Source organism: Candidatus Polarisedimenticolaceae bacterium (genome assembly GCA_036275915.1).
Classification (GTDB): domain Bacteria; phylum Acidobacteriota; class Polarisedimenticolia; order Polarisedimenticolales; family DASRJG01; genus DASRJG01.
Genome location: DASUCV010000022.1, coordinates 356801 through 375832 on the forward strand (window position 1 = coordinate 356801; position 19032 = coordinate 375832).

13 protein-coding genes and 1 pseudogene are annotated in these 19032 nt (G+C 68.4%); 11 read left to right on the forward strand and 3 right to left on the reverse strand.

Annotated features, from left to right (window positions below; all coding sequences use genetic code 11):
* Window positions 1-2: 2 nt before the first annotated feature.
* Window positions 3-893 carry a Ku protein gene (locus VFV19_18320; protein HEX4826262.1) on the reverse strand — a complete coding sequence of 297 codons (891 nt, stop codon included), beginning with the start codon at window positions 891-893 and terminating at the stop codon, window positions 3-5.
* 40 nt (window positions 894-933) lie between these two features.
* Here VFV19_18320 and ligD point away from each other — a divergent pair, with 40 nt between their 5' ends.
* Window positions 934-3450, forward strand: a complete 2517-nt coding sequence (ligD, locus tag VFV19_18325; protein ID HEX4826263.1) for a DNA ligase D — start codon at window positions 934-936, stop codon at window positions 3448-3450.
* Between the two features lie 13 nt (window positions 3451-3463).
* On the opposite strand, the pseudogene VFV19_18330 reads toward ligD, so the two are convergent.
* Window positions 3464-4288: pseudogene (locus VFV19_18330) on the reverse strand (DUF72 domain-containing protein).
* A gap of 42 nt (window positions 4289-4330) precedes the next feature.
* Here VFV19_18330 and VFV19_18335 point away from each other — a divergent pair.
* From VFV19_18335 to VFV19_18355, 5 genes are read left to right on the forward strand one after another with little or no spacing between them, the layout of a single operon-like run.
* A complete protein-coding gene (locus tag VFV19_18335; GenBank protein ID HEX4826264.1) occupies window positions 4331-4573 on the forward strand; it encodes a YtxH domain-containing protein in 243 nt (80 codons plus the stop codon).
* A gap of 58 nt (window positions 4574-4631) precedes the next feature.
* Window positions 4632-5156 (forward strand): hypothetical protein, encoded by a 525-nt coding sequence (locus VFV19_18340; protein HEX4826265.1) that lies wholly within the window; start codon window positions 4632-4634, stop codon window positions 5154-5156.
* Between the two features lie 60 nt (window positions 5157-5216).
* Window positions 5217-5780: a sigma-70 family RNA polymerase sigma factor gene (locus tag VFV19_18345; protein HEX4826266.1), complete on the forward strand. Its 564-nt coding sequence runs from the start codon at window positions 5217-5219 to the stop codon at window positions 5778-5780.
* Window positions 5777-6319 carry a zf-HC2 domain-containing protein gene (locus VFV19_18350; protein ID HEX4826267.1) on the forward strand — a complete coding sequence of 181 codons (543 nt, stop codon included), beginning with the start codon at window positions 5777-5779 and terminating at the stop codon, window positions 6317-6319. Before VFV19_18345 ends, VFV19_18350 begins: the two co-directional genes overlap by 4 nt.
* Window positions 6316-6885 (forward strand): hypothetical protein, encoded by a 570-nt coding sequence (locus VFV19_18355; GenBank protein ID HEX4826268.1) that lies wholly within the window; start codon window positions 6316-6318, stop codon window positions 6883-6885. Before VFV19_18350 ends, VFV19_18355 begins: the two co-directional genes overlap by 4 nt.
* A gap of 4 nt (window positions 6886-6889) precedes the next feature.
* On the opposite strand, the gene VFV19_18360 is transcribed toward VFV19_18355, so the two are convergent.
* On the reverse strand, window positions 6890-9559 hold the full coding sequence (locus VFV19_18360; protein ID HEX4826269.1) for a serine/threonine-protein kinase: 2670 nt from the start codon (window positions 9557-9559) through the stop codon (window positions 6890-6892).
* A gap of 27 nt (window positions 9560-9586) precedes the next feature.
* On the opposite strand from VFV19_18360, the gene VFV19_18365 reads away from it, so the two are divergent.
* Genes VFV19_18365 through VFV19_18385 form a run of 5 tightly spaced genes read left to right on the forward strand, consistent with a single transcriptional unit; the run spans window position 9587 to window position 18980 of the window.
* On the forward strand, window positions 9587-11797 hold the full coding sequence (locus tag VFV19_18365) for a protein kinase (protein ID HEX4826270.1): 2211 nt from the start codon (window positions 9587-9589) through the stop codon (window positions 11795-11797).
* Complete coding sequence (locus tag VFV19_18370) at window positions 11794-13614, forward strand: hypothetical protein (GenBank protein HEX4826271.1); 1821 nt, start codon at window positions 11794-11796, stop codon at window positions 13612-13614. Before VFV19_18365 ends, VFV19_18370 begins: the two co-directional genes overlap by 4 nt.
* Window positions 13611-14570, forward strand: coding sequence for a glycosyltransferase family 2 protein (locus VFV19_18375; protein HEX4826272.1), 960 nt, complete (start codon window positions 13611-13613; stop codon window positions 14568-14570). The genes VFV19_18370 and VFV19_18375 overlap by 4 nt, the downstream gene beginning before the upstream one ends.
* Entirely contained in the window at window positions 14567-15322 is a 756-nt protein-coding gene (locus VFV19_18380; protein HEX4826273.1) for a methyltransferase domain-containing protein, read from the forward strand. Before VFV19_18375 ends, VFV19_18380 begins: the two co-directional genes overlap by 4 nt.
* Window positions 15323-15359: 37 nt before the next feature.
* On the forward strand, window positions 15360-18980 hold the full coding sequence (locus VFV19_18385; protein ID HEX4826274.1) for a hypothetical protein: 3621 nt from the start codon (window positions 15360-15362) through the stop codon (window positions 18978-18980).
* The last annotated feature ends 52 nt before the right edge of the window (window positions 18981-19032 follow it).

A 19032-nucleotide genomic window follows, 5' to 3' on the forward strand; every position in this document is an offset into this window, starting at 1 on the left:
GCCTACGCTTTGGAGGCTCGACCCGCCGCCTTCGGCCGGCGCTCGGCGGGAGCGGGTTGCTCTTCGCGCGCCGCGCGCTTCGGAGGCTTGCGATCTTGCGCCTCCGAGGCCGCTGCCTTCTTTCCGAGGCTCGCCTTCAGCGCTTCCATGAGATCGATGACCATGGCCCCCTGCGCCTCGACCGGTGCGATGGCGACCTCGCTGCCGTCGACCTTGCGCTGGATCGCCTCCTGGATGCGCTTGCGGACGTCGTCCTCGTAGGATTCCGGCCGGAAGACGTCGCTCGAGATCTGCTCGATGAGCTGCATCGCGAGCTTCAGCTCCTGCTCGCGCACCTCGACCTCGCCGATCGGAATCTCCGAGGTCGGCCGCACCTCGTCGACGTAGTGGAGCTGCTGCATGACGAGCCGGTCGTCGGCCGTCGGACGGAGCATGACGAGATAGCGCTTGCCGCGCGCGCCGTACCTGGCCAGCGCGGCCCGGCCGCTGTCGCGCATCGCCTTCGCGAGGAGCCGGTAGGCGCGGTCCCCTCCCTTGTCGGGGCCGACGTAGTACGGCTTGTCGAAGTAGATCGGATCGATCAGGGAGGCGGAGACGAACTCGGCGATCTCGATCGTCTGGCTCGCCTTCTCCTCGAGCTCCTTCATCTCTTCCGGCGTGAACACGACGTACTGGTCGCGCGAGAACTCGAACCCCTTGACCATCTGCTCGCGTGCGACGACCTGTCCGTCCTTCTGGCAGATGTACTGCTGCTTGAGGCGCGAGCCGCAGTCCTTGTGGAGAAGGTTGAAGGAGATGCCCGCCGACGATTCCGCCGCGGAATAGAGCTTGACGGGAATCGACACCATGCCGAACGAGACGGTCGCGGTCGCTAGCGCTCTGGGTGCGGCCATAATGTGATCTCCGAGGATCCCGCGGCTCGTATATACACTCGTGGCGAAAAGTAAGCCAGCAGACAAGTTAGCGCCCTACCGGGCCAAGCGTGAGGCGGCGCGAACTCCTGAGCCTTTCGGCGGGAGCGTCCCTTCGCGGCCGGGCCTCTTCGTCGTCCAGAAGCACGCCGCGCGCAGCCTTCATTTCGACTTCCGGCTCGAGCTGGACGGCGTGCTGGTCTCCTGGGCGGTCCCCAAGGGGCCGTCGATGGACACGGCCGACAAGCGCCTCGCCGTGCACGTCGAGGACCACCCGCTCGAGTACGCCGACTTCGAGGGGGTGATCCCTCAGGAGAACTACGGCGCGGGCTCGGTGATCGTCTGGGATCGGGGCCTGTGGACGGCCCTGGAAGATCCGCACGCGGGCATGAAGAAGGGAAAGCTCCTCTTCGACCTCGCCGGCTACAAGCTTCGTGGGCGATTCACGCTCGTTCGCACCAAGCGCTCGGAGAAGGACTGGCTCCTCATCAAGGAGCGCGACGGTCATGTTCGCAAAGGCGAGGAGCTCCGCCAGGAGTCGGTGCTCTCGGGCCTCACGGTCGAGGAGCTGCGCGACGCGTCGGCCAAGACGGGCGAGATCGACGCCGAGCTTCAGCGACTGAAGGCTCCCAAGCGAACGGTGAACGCGAAGGAGATTGAGTGGATGCTCGCCGAGGCGGCAAAGGCCCCGCCCGACGGTGAGGGCTGGCTCTTCGAGATCAAGTACGACGGTTACCGCCTGCTCGCGGCGCGTGAAGACGGCCGTCCGTCGCTGCGGTTTCGTGGAGGCGGCGACGCGACGTCCACCTTCCCCGAGATCGCACGCGCGCTCGCCGCACTCCCCTACGACCGCGTCCTCGTCGACGGGGAGGTCGTCGTCCTCGACGACGACGGCAAGCCCAGCTTCGGGCGCTTGCAGAAGCGCGGCCGCTTGAGCCGCCGCTCCGAGATCGATCGAGCGTCGCTCGAGCATCCCGCCGTCCTGTTCGCCTTCGATCTTCTCGCGTTCGGCGATCGCGATACGCGGCCTCTTCCGCTGACGGAGCGGAAGCGAATCCTTCAGAAGGTCGTTCCCTCGATCGGTCCCGTTCGCTTCGCCGACCACTTCGAAGGGCGCGGAGCCGACTTCCTGGAAGCGGCACGTCGCATGGGTCTCGAGGGGATCGTGGGCAAGCGCGCCTCTGCGCCTTACCGGCGCGGCCGCAGCGCCGAGTGGGTCAAGGTGCGCTTTCAGCGCGCGGACGATTTCGTCGTCGTCGGGTTCACCGAGCCGAAGCGTGGACGGCCCGGATTCGGCGCGCTCCATCTGGCCGTCCGGGACGGAGAGGGTTATCGCTACGCGGGCCGCGTGGGAACCGGTTTCGACGATCGCCAGCTCGGAACGCTTCGCGAGCGGCTCGACGCGGAGCGACGCGACAAGCCCGCTGCCACGGGAGCGCTACCGAAAGGCCGGGAGCACGTCTGGACGAATCCCGCGATCGTCGTCGAGGTCCGCTACAAGGAATGGACCGGGGACGGCCAGCTCCGCCATCCGGTCTTCGTGCGCGTTCGCGACGACAAGACGCCCGAGGACTGCGCAGATGACAGAGGGGACAGCTTCCGAAACTCTGCAGATCGAGTTTCGGAAGCTGTCCCCTCCGATGTCGATCGCACCGTCCGATTCACGAACCTGGAGAAGGTCTTCTGGCCCGAGGAGGGACACACCAAGGGCGATCTCATCGCGTACTATCGCGCGATCGCGCCCTGGATCCTCCGCTACCTGCACGATCGCCCGCTGGTGATGACGCGCTACCCGGATGGGATCCACGGCAAGTCCTTCTTCCAGAAAGACGCCCCGGGCTTCGGCCCCGAGTGGCTCCGGAAAGAGCGGATGTGGAGCGAGCACGGCGGTCGTGAGATCGACTACTTCGTGTGCGACGACGAGCCCTCGCTCCTCTACGTGATCAATCTGGGCACGATCCCGCTCCACGTTTGGTCGAGCCGCGTGCCGAGCCTGCAACGCCCCGACTGGTGCATCCTCGATTTCGACCCGAAGGGAGCGCCGTTCAAGCACGTCGTGAAGCTGGCAGTCGCCGCGAAGGCGCTGTGCGACGAGCTCGAGCTCCCCGCGTACCTCAAGACCTCCGGCTCGACGGGGCTGCACGTCCTGATCCCGCTCGGCCGGCAATGCACGTTCGAGGAGAGCAAGCTTCTCGCGGAGCTGCTCGCCCGCGTTCTCGCGGCGGAGTTTCCCGAGATCGCGACAATCGCCCGCGCGCTCGACGCGCGCGACGGGAAGGTTTACATCGATTTCCTGCAGAACGGCCACGGCAAGCTGCTCGTGGCGCCGTTCTCCGCGCGGCCAGTTCCGGGGGCGCAGGTGTCCACGCCGCTCCGATGGAGCGAAGCGAACGCGCGCCTCGACCCTTCGCGATTCACGATCGAGACCGTCCCCGGCCGGATGAAGAAGCTGAAGGACGATCCCCTCGCGCCGCTGCTCGAGGACGCTCCCGACCTTCGCGGCGCTCTGGAGCGGCTCGGAGCGCGCCTCGCTCGGTGATCGCGCGGAGCTCGAGCGCGATCTGGGGCGCGTCGGGGTTGTCCTCGTGCTTGACGTACATGGAGACGTCGACACCGTCCGCGACCCAGGCGCGGGCACGCTCGGCCCACGCCGCCAGATCCTCGCGCGAGTAAATGGACTTGCGGAGGCGCAGGTACGACAGACCGGCCGTCACCACGAGCGGCGTCGTGTGATCGTCGGCATCGTGAATGACGAGCCCGGCGCCACGGTGCCGCAGGAGCTCGTAGACCTCGTCGGTCAGCCAGGAATCGTGCCGGAATTCGAAGGCGGACGGAAAGCCTGCGGGGAGCTCACCGAGAAACCTCTCGAGGCGTGCGAGATCGCAGCGCAGCGTGGGAGGCGTCTGGAAGAGCACGGTGCCGAGCCGGTCCTCGAGGCGGGACACGGTCTTGACGAGGTAAGGAAGCGCCTCCGACGGCACCGCCAGCTTCTCCAGGTGCGTGATCCTTCGCGACGCCTTGATCGCGAAACGAAAACCCTCCGGCACCGCCGCTTTCCAGGTGTCGATCTTCTTCGTGTTCGGCATCCGATAGAACGTGGAGTCGATCTCAACGGTGGTGAAACGCCCGGCGTAGTACGCGAGGAACTCTTCCTGGGGAAGCTTCTCCGGATAGAAAGACGGCTTCCACTCCGGATAGCTGAACCCCGATGTACCGACCCTTGCCTGTGCCATGACTGGCCTCGACCCCAACCTAATGTGAACTCCTGCGGGCCGCAACACGCCGATACGGTAAGTGCTTACTCTGCATGTAGGAAATCCCTCCTCCCTCACGAAGCGGTCAGGCGCTTTCTTACGGACGCGCGATGGCACCGACATTGCGGTGTATCGAGACGGGAGCGAAACTTGGAGGACCAGCTCATGATCCAGAGAAAGCACCTCTTCATCGCCTTCGCCACGGGCGCCGCCGCCGGAGCCGTGGCGGCCTACCTGACCGCGCCGCGCACCGGAAAAGAAATGCGCGCGAGCCTGCAAACCTGGGCTCGTGACGCGCGCGACAAGGCGGTCGTCATTCCGACGGCAATCCGCCACGCTGCGAAGGCCGGGAAGGAAGCGTTCGCCGAGTCGTACCGGGGAGAGAACGGGCACCAGCCTCACGCGTAGCAAGTGAACCCGGAGCGGCGTCGCAGCCCGGCGACGCCGCTCCCGGTACACTTGGCTCATGCCCCATCTCTTCGAGCACGCAGCGACAGGTCGCGCCAAGTGCCGTGGCTGCGCACGGCCGATCGATCGCGGAGTTCTTCGCTTCGGCGAGCGCGTCGCCAACCCCTACGCCGAGGGTGAGACCACCCTTTGGTATCACCCGCTCTGCGCGGCGTACCGGCGGCCGGAGGCGCTGCTCGAGGCGTTGCCGGCGGCCCCTCCCGACCTGAGCGATGCCGAGGCGCTCGAGAGCGCGGCGAAGCAGACCGCCACGCACCGGCGCCTCCCGCGGGTCAATGGGGCGGATCGAGCCCCGACGGGCCAGGCCAAGTGCCGGCACTGCCACCTGGCGATCGAGAAAACGAGCTGGCGCATCCGGCTGGTCCACTACGAGGACGGGCGCTTCGCCGCGAGCGGATTCCTTCACCTCGGCTGCCAGCACGCCTACTTCGAGGGCGCGGACATCGTTCCCGCGCTGCTGCACTTCAGCCCGGAGCTCAGCGACGGCGATCGAGAGGAGCTGATCCGCAACGTCAATTCTTGAGCGAAACCCGGAACCTTCTCGGGCGACCGCGCGTCAAGAACGGGCGGAGGGGCTGACGCGGTGGATGAAGCGAGGCTGCTCGCGCGATGCCGTTCGGGAGACGGACTGGCATGGGAGGCGCTCGTCAGGTCGTACCAGGCGAGCGTGCTCGCGGTCACCCGCCATTACCTCGGCGATCCCGAAGAGGCCCGCGACGTGGCGCAGGATGTCTTCGTCCGGCTCTACGAGAACCTGAGCTCGTTTTCGGGCGGCGACCGCTTCAAGCCCTGGCTGCTCCGCATGGCCCGGAACGCCAGCATCGACCGGATCCGGCGGATCAACGCCCGTCCTCCGGCGTCGGACATCCCCTTCACCGACCTCCCGCTCGAGGCCGGCAGCGACCCCGAGGAGTGCGCCGGTCGAGCGGCTCGAGAGAGCTTGCTGCGCCGGGCGCTCGCGCGGCTGGGGGAGCAGCACCGCGAGGTCGTTCTCCTGAAGGAGATCCACGGGTTGACTCTGGAGGAGGTCGCCGACGTGCTCGGCGTTCCGATCGGCACCGTGAAGTCCCGCTCGAACCGTGGCCGCATCGAGCTGGCCCAGATCATCCGCATGCTCGACCCCTCGTTCAGCGAGAGGCCGGCATGAGATTCGAGCACGACGACCCCGAGCTCACCGCGGCGATCCTGGCGCGAACGTCGGGCCCGGTGTGCGGCGCCGCACGCGACCAACTGTGCGGTGTTGCCGACGGGACGCTCGATTCGATCGACGCGGAGCTCGTCGGCCGCCACCTCGAGGGCTGCGCCGAGTGCGCGGCGCTCGCGGAGGCGCTCGCCTCGATGCGGCGCGAGCTTCCCCGGCTGTTCGGGGACCATCCCGATCCGGCATTCCTCCAAGAGGTCCTCGACCGGACGACGGCGAGGAACCGCACCCCGCGGCTCGCCGAACGATGCCGGGCCGCCGCACGGCGGCTTCTCGATCGCCCCCGCATCGCGCTCGAAGGAGCGTTCGTCGGCGCGGTGCTTCTGGTCCTTCCAGTCGGAGCGTCCCGCCACTCATCGCTCGACGCATTCAGGCATGCCTCGCACGCGACCTCCGCGAGCGTGGGCAAATGGGTGCGCGCCACGCGCGGAACTTTTTTCCAGGCCGGTGCGTCAGGAGAGCCGAGCAAGGAGAAATCACGATGAATGCCACGGAGTCCCGAGCCCAGGAATTTTCCGGTCACGAGCTTCGTGATCCCGCGTACGCGACTCACCCGAGCGCGGCGATGCGGGACTCGCGCCTCCGGTCGCCGGCGCTCGCGGCCGCCTTTTCCGCGCTCCCCGGTCTCGGGCAGATCTACGTCGGCTACTACCCGCGCGGCTTCGTGAACAGCGTGGTCGCCGGTGGGATCATCAGCATCCTCGCGTGGACGACCGGCGAGGCCGCGTACGTTCCCCTGCTCGCGCTCTTCCTGGCGTTCTTCTGGCTGTACAACATGATCGACGCGGCAAGACTCGCCGCGCTCTACAACCGTGCGCTCTCCGGCGGGCGCGAGCCCGATCTCCCCGCGGGGTTCGCGATGCCCGGCCTGGGCGGATCGATCGTCGGCGGTTTGGCCGTCATCGCCGCCGCGCTCATCGCGCTCCTTCACACGCGCTTCGGGGTGCCTCTCGACTGGTTGAACGACTGGTGGCCGGTCGTCCCGATGCTCTTCGGCGTGTGGCTGGTGGTGAAGGCCGTGAAAGACTCCAAGACGCGGCCCATGGCGTAGTCCGCTAACGCGCCGGTCCTCGCTCCAGCTCATCTCCGAAGAGGGGGCGGCCGCCTTGCGCGGTCCAGAAGCCCCAGACTGCCGGCGCAACGATGGCCGAGAGCGAGAGGAGCATCGCTCCGGCGTACCAGCCCGGCGCTCCAAGCGTCACGGGCAGCGTGCCGATCAGGTTCGCTCCGGTCAGCATCGTCGCGAACGCGAGAAGGCCGGCGCGGAAGAGCAGCGACCATTCGATGAACAGAATGATCGCCGTCGCGACGATGTATCCCGGAAGGCTCCCCGTCTCCGGAAGGAAGATCCCCGTCCCGATGATCGAGACGACGATGACGGCCCAACGGTCGCTTCGGAGCAGAAGCCGGAAGACGAGGATGAGCGTGAGCGGATAGATGATCTCGAACAGGTGCTGCGTGTGGATCCCCAGGATCGAGACGAGCGCGTGCATTGCCCCGCGCATCCCTTCGAACGCCCAGGTCGGGTCCGCTCCCGAGCTCGGCACGGCGGACCCGCCTCCCAGCATCGAAGGAACCCACGCGCCGAGATCGGCGATCAGCCGGACGGCGGCACCGCACGCCGCGCCCAGGAGCAGATCGCGGCCGACCAATGGATCGCGAAACTTTCCGTCGAGCATACGGACCCACGAGACGAGCATGTGGGGCCAGAGTCTTCGCGCGTAGGGCTCGATCGCTAGGTAGAACACGTACGCGACGCCGACCCGCTGGAGGGAGTAGGCCAGGTGGGCGCCGAAGAGATCGGCCTCGGCCGCGGACGCGACGTGGTGCGCGCCGAGGAACCAGAGCATGCGAACGGCACCGAGGTACAGCGCGAAGCGGAGCGCGCCGCGACGATCCCCTCGTCCACGCCGCACGTTACGGAGTGCCACGAACGCGGCGGCGACGATGACGCCGACGTAAACGATGCCCGAGAGCCACCGCGAATAGACGTCCTCCCGCGGCGCGCTCTCTTCCGCCGGGCGGGTCCACGGCGCGACGACACGGAGCGAGACCGGCCGCCCCCCTGCCGAGGCCGCCTCGATCCGGATGGGAAGCTCCGGCCTCTCGGGCCACGAGCCGGTCCACGCCATCCGTCGATCGGCGAAGACCGGCGGCGCCCACTCCGAATCGACGGTCACGAGCTTGCCCAGATCGACACCCGTCGCGTGGAGGAGCGGGCTCCAGTCGGGCTCCGGCGCGGCCGTCGCTACCAAGGTCTTTTCGCCGGGAACGATCAGGAGCGACAGGAGCCTTCCATCCGGGTCGAGCTCGACGCGCGCCATGCCGGGAGCGGTCTCCGGTGGATCGTTCATCCAGTCGCCGATCGACCCGAAGTTGCGCAGCACGATCGGCCGCGGGCTCTCGCGATACCAGAAGTGGATCCCGCTCGGCGGAGCGGAGCGAAGGACGTCCCATCGTGCCGCGCCCGGCTGCGCGTGACCGAGCACGTTGTCGAGATACGGCTGGTTCTCTTGGAACATGAACAGGCTGTCGGCGGGCATGGCGTCGTGGCCCGCGGTCTTCAAGATCTCGCGCGCCCGCTCGCGGAGAACTTCGGGAGGCTTTTCGAGAGGGGTCAACCCCACGAGTGACGTGCGCGACGAGAGCAAGATCATCGCGATGACGCTCGCGACGAAGACGCCGAGGGCTCCCCACAGGAGCCGAGGGGCTACCACGACGTTCTCCCCCGCCTCCGCGACCATCTCGGGCGACGGCGTCTCGCCGGCCGCGAGCGCCGCCGCGAGCGGGTCGCCGCCGGGGAGGGCCGCGGCGACGGCGAGCGCCGAGCTGGGCCGCCGCGCCGGATCGGTCTCGAGACACCTCAGGATCACGCGCTCGACCGCCGGGTCGAACCCATCCATGACGCTCGAGGGAGTGGAGGGTGTCGCGGTGTGATCTCTCCGGCCGGCGAACGCCGCCTTTCCCGTGAACAGCTCGTACAGCACGAGGCCGAGCGCGTAGAGATCGCTCCTGGCGGTGACCTCGCGGCCTTCCAGCTGCTCCGGCGCCATGTACGCCGGCGTGCCGGAGCGGATCTCCGCGCCCTCGATCTCCGCCGCGAACGCGGCGAGGCCGAAGTCCGTGATGCGCGCCCGCCCCTTGCCGTCGATCATGATGTTCGCAGGCTTGAGATCGCGGTGAAGGACGCCGGTCTCGTGCGACGCCGCGAGGCCGGCGCAGAGCTGGCGCGCGATCTGGATCGCCTTGTCCTTCGGGATGTGGCCGATCCGGCGCAGGAGCGACGCCAGGTCCTCGCCGTCGACGTACTCCATCGAGAGGAAGTGATGCCCGTCCGCCTCCCCCGCGTCGTAGATCCGGCAGACGTTCGTGTGCGAGACCTGACGCGCGGTACGGACCTCGTCGAGGAAGCGCTGGAGGCGATCGGCGTCCGCCTCGAACTCCGGCGGAAGGAACTTCAGCGCGACGCTCTGTCCGAGCTTGAGATCGTCGGCGCGGTAGACCTCCCCCATCCCGCCTCGACCCAGCAGACCGACGACGCGGTAGCGGCCTGCGAGGATCGCGCCCGGAAGGAATCGAGCCTCGCCGGGCCGTCCGCGCGACGCCGGCACGTTCATCGTCGGGAGCGCGGAGGAGGGAGAAACCGGCTGCCCGCAAACGTTGCAGAACCGGCTGCCCGCCGAGAGCGGTGCGCCGCAATGCGAGCAGGTCGTCGAGACGGCCATCCCGCCGAGGCTAACATGTGGGCCCGGATGATCGGCCGCTCCCTCTCCCACTACCGGATCACCGCCGCGATCGGCGCGGGGGGCATGGGCCAGGTCTACCGCGCGACCGACTCCCGGCTGCACCGCGAGGTCGCGCTCAAGGTGCTGCCGGCCGAGACGGCGGGGAGCCCCGAGCGGCTCGAACGGTTCCGCCGCGAAGCGCGCGCGGTCGCGGCGTTGAACCATCCGAACGTCGTCACGATCTACTCGGTCGAGGAAGCCGAGGGCGTTCACTTCCTGACGATGGAGCTCGTGGAGGGCGAGCCGCTCGACCGCCTCATCCCCGAAGGCGGGATGGCGATGCCGCGCCTCCTCGCGATCGCCGCCGGTCTCGCGGAGGCGCTCGCGGCCGCCCACGACAAGGGGATCGTCCATCGGGACCTCAAGCCCGCGAACGTGATGGTCACGAACGACGGACGCGTCAAGGTCCTCGACTTCGGGCTCGCGAGGATGCCTGCGGCGGCCGGTGCGGAGCTGCCGACCGAGATGCTGACGAGCGAAGGCGTCGTGATGGGCACCGTGCCCTACATGTCGCCCGAGCAGCTCCGTGGCGAAGCGGTCGATCACCGGACCGACATCTTCTCGCTCGGGATCATGTTGTACGAGATGGCGAGCGGCGAGCGGCCGTTCGCCGGGAGATCGGCGGCCGAGCTCGCCTCCGCGATCCTGCGCGATCAGCCTCGGCCGCTGTCCGAGCGACGGAACGACCTGCCCGCGGGTCTTCCGGAGGCGATCGGGCGCTGCCTGGAGAAGCGCGGCGCCGATCGCTTCACGACGGCTCATGAGCTGCGGAGCGCGCTCCTCGGCAGGGCGGCGCGGCCGATCGCCGCGCCCGCCACCGTGTCGATCGCGGTGCTGCCGTTTTCCGACATGAGCGCGGCGAAGGACCAGGACTATCTCTGCGAAGGAATGGCCGAGGAGATCATGAATGCGCTGGTCCGGATCGACGGGATCCGCGTCGCCTCGCGCACCTCGGCGTTCCGCGCCGCCAAGGACGGCGGCGACCTCGCCGCGCTCGCGCGCGCGCTCCAGGTCGGGCACGTGCTCGAAGGCAGCGTGCGCACGGCGGGGATCCGGCTGCGCGTCACGGCGCAGCTCACCGACGTCGCGAGCGGATACCAGCTCTTCTCGGAGCGGTTCGACAAGGAGGCGGTCGACGTCTTCGCCATTCAGGACGAGATCGCTGCGGACGTCGTGAGCGCCGTGCGGGCCCGTCTCGCGCCCGGCGCGGACGGCGTCCATGCGCGGCCGCAGGCCAAGAGCCTCGACGCCTACCGGTGGTACCTGAAGGGCCGGCACCTTCGAGGGAAGGAAGACTTCGGGGGCTCGCTGCACGCCTTCGGCGAGGCGACGCGGCTCGACCCTTCGCACGCGCCTTCCTGGACGGGCCTCGCGGAGATCACCGTGCTGTCGGCGCACGTGGGCATGCTGCCGCCGCGCGACGCATGCGCCGCGGCGCGCAAGGCGCTCGCGACCGCGAGGGACCTGCAAGGTGAGTCGGCGGACGGCTGCCATGCCGAGGCGTTCGCGGCCTTTCTCGAGCGAAGGTGGGACGCGATGGAAGCGTCGTGGCGCCGGGCGATCGAGCTGCAGCCCGATCACGTCCTCGCGCTCGCGTCCTGGGCCGTCACCCTCTGCTCCCGCCGGCGCGTCGATGAGGCGCTTCCGCTCTTCGCACGTGCGCGCGAAGCCGACCCGCTCGCATCCTTCCCTTACATGCTCACCGGCTGGGGGCTGGTGGAGTGCGGAAGGTCCGCGGAGGCGCTCGCGTACATCGAGGACGCGTTGACCTTCGAGAAGGATGACGCGTCGGCCCTCGCGTCGCTGGCGATGGCGAGCGTCGCCGTGGGGAAACACGACGCCGGAATCGCGGCGGCCGAGCGCTGCGTCGCCGTCACCTACCGCGCGCCTTACTTCCTCGGCATCCTGAGCTGGGCGCTCGCATCGGCGGGTCGCGTGCCCGAGGCGCGTGCGATCCTCGGCGAGATCCAGGCTCGTCCAACCGGCTCGCCGACCGCGGTCACCGAGGCGTGGGTTCTCGGCGCGCTGGGGGAGATCGACGCGGCGTTCGACGTGCTCGCCCGCGCGGAAGACGAGCACCAAGGCCTGCTCTACTACACGGGCCAGCCGGGATTCGACACGCTCCGCGGCGATGCGAGATTCCGCGCGCTGCAATCGAGGCTCGGACTGACCCCATGAGCCGGTCCTGGAGATGGCTCCTCGGCGCTCTGCTGCTGATCGTGGCCGTCGTGGTCTGCGCGCGCTACGGGTTGTACCGGTCGTTCTCGACGTTCGTCGACAATGACGACGAAGGCTACGTCCTGATCTCGATCAAGTTCTTCCTCCAGGGGTACCGGCTCTACAGCCAGGTCTTCACTCAGTACGGTCCCCTGTTCTACAGCTATGCGTGGCTGCTGCACGGCATCGGGGGCGTCGCCGTCACGAGCGATGCCGCGCGCTTCGTCACGCTCGTCGACTGGCTTTGCATCGCCGGGCTGTACGCGTGGTTCGTCCATCGCGCCGCGGGCTCCACGGTCCTCGCCTGCGCCGGCTTCCTGCTCGCGTTCCAGCATCTCGACCCGATCGTCGCCGAGCCGGGCCATCCCCAGGGGCTCTGCACCATGCTCACGGCCGCGATCCTCGTGCTTTGCTCGTTCGAGAACCGCGCAATGCTCCTCGCCGGCGTTCTCATCGGCCTCCTGGCGATGGTCAAGATCAATCTCGGCGTCTACCTGTTCCTCGCAGTGGCGTTGTCCGTCCTCATGGCCGCCGAGAAGAGCCGGATCACGGGCGTCTTGAGGGCTGTTCACATCCTCCTGGGTCTCGCCGTCACGCCGGTCGTGATGCACCACTGGCTCACGGACGAGTGGACGCTCCTCTACTGGATCCTCTGGACGTCGGCGCTCGCGTCGATCCTGCTCGTCGCGCGCCCGGAGGCCGGCCGGATCCCCGGCGAAGGCGCGTACGTCCGGCTCGTGGTCGGAGCGGCGGTGACGGCCGCAGTGGTCATCGTCGTGCAGGTGCTCCAAGGAGTGCCGATCGCAAGGCTCTTCTACGGCGTGATCGGGCAGCACGTGGCATTCGCCGACGCGTTCTACTTCGTTCTCGAGGTTCCACGACGCGCCGCGATCGTCGCCGTGGTCGCTACCGCCGCCGCGGTGCTCTACCGTTTTCGTCCGTGCCCTGTCGTCGCGGCTCGGGCGGCGAAGCTGCTCTACGGGCTCTCCGTGATCGTCGCCACCGCAGCGCCGTTCGTGGCCGCACGGACCCGTCCGGGCCCTACTTCAGGCGCGCTCATGCTCTACGGCCTTCCCTTCGCATGGCTGCTCCTCGTGGATACCGGGGCGCTGTCGCGCGAGGGACGCCTTGCGCGCGTCGCCTTGTGTCTGATCGCCGCATTTCAAGCGCTTCAGGTCTTTCCGATCGCGGGGACGCAGGTCGCTCTCGGGACCGTCCTCTTGCCGCTCGCCGGGCTCTTGTGCGTTCACGACGCGGTGACGTCGTGGGCGCCGGCGACGGTGGCGCTCGGCGAGACGGTGACGGCTGCGGCGCTCCTGGCGATCGCCTTCTGGCGGGGCGGGATCGTCCATCGTGAGTACCGGAGCTACGTCTCCCTGGAATTGCCGGGCGCCGAACGGATCCGTCTCCCGGAGGTGACCGCGAAGGACTACGGCCGCCTCGTGCGGAACCTGCGCGAACGCTGCGATTCGTTCGTGACCTTCCCCGGCACGAACAGCCTTTACCTCTGGGCGCAGAAGGAGCCGGCGACGTCGTTCAACGCCACCTACTGGCCGAACATGCTCGATACTTACCAGCAGCTCGCGACCGCGCGCACCCTCGCCGGGGATCCGAACTCCTGTTTCGTGCTCGACCGGCGGGAAGAAGAGCTCTTCGAGGGACTCGGCTACAGTTTGCTGGCGAACTACCTGAAGGCGAACTTTCACACGGAGGGGACGATCGGTCCCTACGACCTGCGCATGCGAAACGACCGGCACGGCGACGGGCTCATCCCATGAACCAAGCGCCCACGATCTCGCTCGTCATCCCCATCCACGACGAGGAGCCGCTCATCGATCGTCTCTACCGGGAGGTCGTCGCCGCCATGGAGCCGCTGGGGCTGCCGTGGGAAGCGGTCTTCGTCGACGACGGGAGCCGCGACCGCTCCGCGGAGCTGCTGCTCGCAAAGCAGGCGGCGGACAAGCGCGTCGTCGTGGTGCGGCTGACGCGGAACTGGGGCCACCAGCCGGCGATCGCGGCGGGACTGACCGTGGCGAGGGGCGACGCCGTCGTCCTCATGGACGGCGACCTGCAGGATCCGCCATCCTTGGTCCCGCGGCTCGTCGCCGAATGGAAGAGCGGCGGCAAGGTCGTCATCGCCGAGCGCACGAGCCGGAAGGAAGCTCCCCTTCGCAAGCTGCTCATGGCGACCTTCTACCGCCTCTTGGGGTTCCTCTCCGACATGCCGATCCCGCTCAACTCGGGGATCTTCGGCCTTCTCGATCGCCAGGTCGTCGACGCGCTCAACCGTCTCGAGGAGAGCAACCGCTACCTGCCCGGCCTCCGGGCGTGGGTGGGATTCCCCACGCGGGTCGTCACGTATGCGCGCGAGGCGCGCGCCGCGGGCGAGCCGAAGCAGACGCTCTTCAAGCTGACGCGCTACGCGCTCGACGCGATCTTCAGCTTCAGCTACAAGCCGCTCCGCCTGAGCTTGGTGCTCGGCCTCACCGCGGCGACGGTGGCCGTGATCTACGGGATCGTCCTCGTCGCCTGCCGCGTGATGGGCGTCGGCATGTTCGGAATCCCGGTGGTCGACGGCTACACGACGACGATCGTCTCGATCCTGTTCCTCGGCGGCACGCAGCTCATCTGCGTGGGGATCCTCGGCGAGTACATCGGCAGGATCTACGACGAGGTGAAGCGCCGGCCACTCTTCCTGATCCGGGAGGTCCACCGCTCCGATCGGGACTCATGAACGTCGACGAGTACGAAAAGCTCGACCGCATCGATCGCGAGCACTGGTTCTACGCGGGCAAGCGCGCGGTCGTCCGCCACTGGATCGCGCGCTCGCTCGCATTGACGCACGACGATCTCCTCGTCGACGTCGGCTGCGGAACCGGCACGTTCGCGCTCGAGATGGGTACGACCTGCCGCGTGCTCGGCATCGACCATCACGACGAGAGCATCCGCCTCGCCGAGCCGAAGCTGCGGTCCGTCGGCGGCTCGGTCAAGAAGAGTCCCCTCGAGCGGATCGACCTGCCGGACGGCGCCGCGACGGTCGTCACCGCGATGGACGTCCTCGAGCACCTCGACGACGACCGTCTCGCTCTCCGGGAGTTGATCCGGATCGCGCGTCCCGGCGGCCTCATCGTGGTGACGGTCCCGGCGTTGATGGCGCTCTGGAGCGACTGGGACGTCGCGCTCGGCCACCGGCGGCGCTATGACCGCCGTCAGCTCCTCCGGTTGATCGATCTCCCCGAGGTCGATCTCGTCCGATGCAGCTACTACAACATGGCCGCGCTGCCGCTCATCGGCATCGTCCGAGGTTGGCGGCGGATCCGTCCGCCCGCTCCCGGCGCCGATCGCGCGGAGGATCGCGTGCCGTCGCGGTGGCTCAACACGTTGCTCTACCGCAGCCTCGTGACGCCGGCGTGCTGGGAATGGCCGCGACAGCCGATCGGCGTCGCGCTGATCGCCGTCCTCAAGAAGAGGGCGCACACCCGCTGACCTGGCCGTATACCATCCGGACCGGGGGGTATTCCACATGCCGCGATGGCTCCATCTCGTCCTCGTGCCCGTCACGCTCCTCCTCGCCACCGCGCAATCCAAGCCGGCCCCGCGCATCGAGGACACCAAGCTCGATGAAGAGGAGCGGATCCAGCGGCGTCACGACTGGTTCTTCTCCACGCGACGCGCGGGGGTGGCGTCCGCCGCCGAGATGGCGGCGCTCCGGGCGGCGGCGGTCCTCGACACGCATCGCGCGCTCCGGGCCCAGGCGACCCGCCGCGAACGGGGGGTCGAGGCCGCACAGAACTTCTGGGTCGCAAAGGGGCCGTCTCCGTCGACCTTCGGTGGATGGACCTTCGGCAACGTGGCGGGGCGCATCGCGTCCTTGGCCAAGGACCCCGTCACCGGCCGGCTCTGGGTCGGGACGGCATCCGGCGGCGTGTGGCGCTCGGACAACGACGGGCTCTCGTGGACGAGCGCGTTCGACTCGGCGGGAACGATGACGGTCGGCACGGTCGCCATCGATCCTCACGACTCGAACGTGGTCTGGGTCGGGACCGGAGAGAACAACCAGGGGTGCGAGTCGTACTTCGGCATCGGCCTCCTGCGCTCGACGGACGGCGGGCTCACGTGGGAGGCGCGGAACGGCAGCGGCGCCTCGACGCTGCAAGATCTTTCGTCGTTCGCGAACGTGGTCGTGGATCCCCGCGACTCCGCGCACCTCGTCACCGGAGGCAGGATCGCCGGATGCACTTCGGGAACCGAGGGCAACGGCGCGATCTACACCTCGGGCGATGCCGGACTCACGTGGACGCAGCGCCTCGCGAACACGTCCGTTTACGAGATCGAGCAAGACCCGACGGTCCAGAGCACGTTCTGGGCGGCGACCTCGCGCGGTATCTACAAGTCCATCGATAACGCCGTGACGTGGGTCCTCCAGACCGCATCGGGGCTTCCGAACGGCTCGACCGGGACGACGGAGCTGGCGATCGCGCCGTCCGCGTCGGGCACCGTCTACGCCCTGTTCGGAAGTCCGAACGCGTTGTGGAGGACGACCGACGGCGGCGCCACGTGGGCCGTGCGCTCGACGGGCAGCAACGCCTGCGACGGACAGTGCGACTACAACATGGTCCTCCGCGTTCATCGCACGAACCCGAACATCGTGCTCCGCGGCACGATCAAGATCTGGAAGTCCACCGACGGCGCGCTCACATGGTCCGACATGAGCAACGGTTGGGGCTCGTCTCAGAAGGTGCACCAGGACATGCACGAGCTGCTCATGGACGCCGCCGATCCCAATACCTTCTATGCCGGCGGCGACGGCGGTCTCTGGAAGACGAGCGACCTCGGGGCGACCTTCACCAACAAGAACGGCAACATGAACATCACGCAGTTCTACGCCGTGGGCGTCGACGCCTCGAATACGGACGTGATCTGCGGCGGCGCGCAGGACAACTCCTCGCTCGTGCGCACGTCGAGCGACGTCTGGGATCTCCAGGCCGTCACCGGCGACGGCTTCGTGTGCCACATCGACCCGTTCCAGTCGAACGTCGCCTACATCACGTCGTATCCGAGCGGCGGCTACCCGAGCGTGTCGCGCTCGACGACCGGTGTCCTCGGCAGCTATGCGGGGATCACGGGCGCCGGCAGCGGCATCATCGGCGGCGACCGTATCAACTGGGTGACGCCCTACATCGTCGACCCGCTCCAGCCCCAGCGGCTCTTCCTCGGCACCCACCGCGTCTACCGGTCGGACGATCGCGGCACGACCTGGACGCAGGTGGGGCCGGCCGATCTGACCGGTGGCTCGGGGACGATTCTGACGGTCGAGGTCAACAGGATCCACGACGAGGTCGTCTATTCCGGTAGCGATTCGGGGCGCGTCTGGCGTTCCGCCGACGCCGGCCTGACCTGGACCGACCTCAGCTCCGGTCTTCCCGGCCGCTCGATCAACGACCTCGGCGCCGACCCGAGCGACCCGGGTCGCGTGCTCGCCACGCTCGGAGGCTTCAACGGACCTCACCTCTACGAGTGGCGATCCGGGATCGGCTGGACGTCGACGGGGAGCGGGCTCCCGAACGTGCCCGCGAACACGGTACTCCTCCTCACGGCAAGCGACGTCCTCGTCGGAACCGACGTCGGAATTTTTCGCAGCGCGGACGGCGGCGCCACGTTCGTTCCCTACATGAACGGCTTGCCCGAGGGCCTCGTCGTGACCGACCTCGAGTACAACGCCAGCCAGAGCGTCGTCACCGCGGCGACCTACGGCCGCGGCGCGTGGCAGGTCGCCGTCGAGTCGTTCGGCCCGATCGTCCTCTACGACTCCGTCGCCCTGCCGTACGTTCAGGTCGACGGCGACGGTGACGCCTATGTCGAGCCCGGCGAGACCTGGGCCGTGTCGCCGCGCTTGAGGAACGCCGGCAGCGCGATCGCGTCCGGCGTGACGGCGCGGATCGTGCCCACGACGCCGGGCATCGTGCTGCTCGATCCCTCCCCGCGAACGTTCGGCGACATCGCTCCCGGTGCCACTGCCGCCGCGTCCGTCGCATTCACCGTCGACCCCGCGACCTCCTGCGGGAGCGTCGCGCATTTCGACGTGGTCGACATCGCGACGACGAATCCACAGAGCGATCAGGGCGACAAGATCGACGCGTTCCAGGTCGGCGTGAACAGCGAGACGCCTCCCCCGATCCACACGGTGTTGCTCGACGAGCGATTCGACAGCCCCAACCCGCCGAACTGGTCCCATCGCGTCCTGGACGACGGGATCGCCGGATGCAACAAGACGACGAAGGACCAGTGGCACCTCGCGACCAAAGATGCCACCCGCGGGACGTCTTACGACTGCGGCAACGGCCCGGGAACCGTCTACGACACGAACAACTTCGCGTGGCTTCACTACGGCGGGCTCGATTCCTCGGGCGGATCCGGGCTCGTCATTCCGGCGAGCGCGCAGGTGGCGACACTCACGATCGAGCACTGGTATCAGACGACGATCGCGGGAGACGGCGGGAGCGTGCTCATCGACGCCGTCGACGACGGTCAGGACGTCTTCTCGGTGTTGAGCCCGGCCGGCGGCTATCCCTCCGGGGTGATCTCGCCGGCCGTCTGCAACGGCCTTGCCGGGAAGCGCGCGTTCCAGGGGGATTCGGGCGGCTGGGTCACGAGCACGTTCGATCTGACCCCCTACCGCGGCAGCACCGTATGGATCGCGCTCGTCTTCGGCTCCGACAGCAGCCGGCAAGGCGACGGCGAAGGCTGGTACGTGGATCGGTTCAAGGTCGAGATCGAGACCGCTGCGCCGCTCGTGTGCGACGTCATCCCCTGGCCCGGCTCGGTCCCCGACGGCTCGCTGACGATCGACAAGACGGCGGGCTCCGACCTCCTCGCGTCGTGGGGAGCGTCGTGCAACGCGGCGAGCGTTCCCGGCCAGACTTACGCGGTCCACGCCGGCGATCTCGCGGCGCTGCGCGCGACGGGCGCCTACGTCGATGCACCGATCGCGGGACGGTGCGATCGAAGCTCGCCGGCGACGTTCACGCCCGGCGACGGCGACGAGTACTACCTCGTCGCGCCCGTTCTATCGGGATACGAAGGAAGGCTGGGGAGCGACGGCGCGGGCACATGCGGCCTCCCGCGGCTCGCGACTTGTCCCTAGAAAAAGACGGGTGCGCCACCCCGATGGGTGACGCACCCGCTGAGGACGGAAG

What these genes read in the sequence shown, in the direction of transcription:
- VFV19_18320 (HEX4826262.1), bottom strand. Translation starts at nt 893, where the DNA reads ATGGCCGCACCCAGAGCGCTAGCGACCGCGACCGTCTCGTTCGGCATG.
- VFV19_18335 (HEX4826264.1), top strand. Translation starts at nt 4,331, where the DNA reads ATGATCCAGAGAAAGCACCTCTTCATCGCCTTCGCCACGGGCGCCGCC.
- VFV19_18340 (HEX4826265.1), top strand. Translation starts at nt 4,632, where the DNA reads ATGCCCCATCTCTTCGAGCACGCAGCGACAGGTCGCGCCAAGTGCCGT.
- VFV19_18350 (HEX4826267.1), top strand. Translation starts at nt 5,777, where the DNA reads ATGAGATTCGAGCACGACGACCCCGAGCTCACCGCGGCGATCCTGGCG.
- VFV19_18355 (HEX4826268.1), top strand. Translation starts at nt 6,316, where the DNA reads ATGAATGCCACGGAGTCCCGAGCCCAGGAATTTTCCGGTCACGAGCTT.
- VFV19_18360 (HEX4826269.1), bottom strand. Translation starts at nt 9,559, where the DNA reads ATGGCCGTCTCGACGACCTGCTCGCATTGCGGCGCACCGCTCTCGGCG.
- VFV19_18365 (HEX4826270.1), top strand. Translation starts at nt 9,587, where the DNA reads ATGATCGGCCGCTCCCTCTCCCACTACCGGATCACCGCCGCGATCGGC.
- VFV19_18370 (HEX4826271.1), top strand. Translation starts at nt 11,794, where the DNA reads ATGAGCCGGTCCTGGAGATGGCTCCTCGGCGCTCTGCTGCTGATCGTG.
- VFV19_18375 (HEX4826272.1), top strand. Translation starts at nt 13,611, where the DNA reads ATGAACCAAGCGCCCACGATCTCGCTCGTCATCCCCATCCACGACGAG.
- VFV19_18380 (HEX4826273.1), top strand. Translation starts at nt 14,567, where the DNA reads ATGAACGTCGACGAGTACGAAAAGCTCGACCGCATCGATCGCGAGCAC.
- VFV19_18385 (HEX4826274.1), top strand. Translation starts at nt 15,360, where the DNA reads ATGCCGCGATGGCTCCATCTCGTCCTCGTGCCCGTCACGCTCCTCCTC.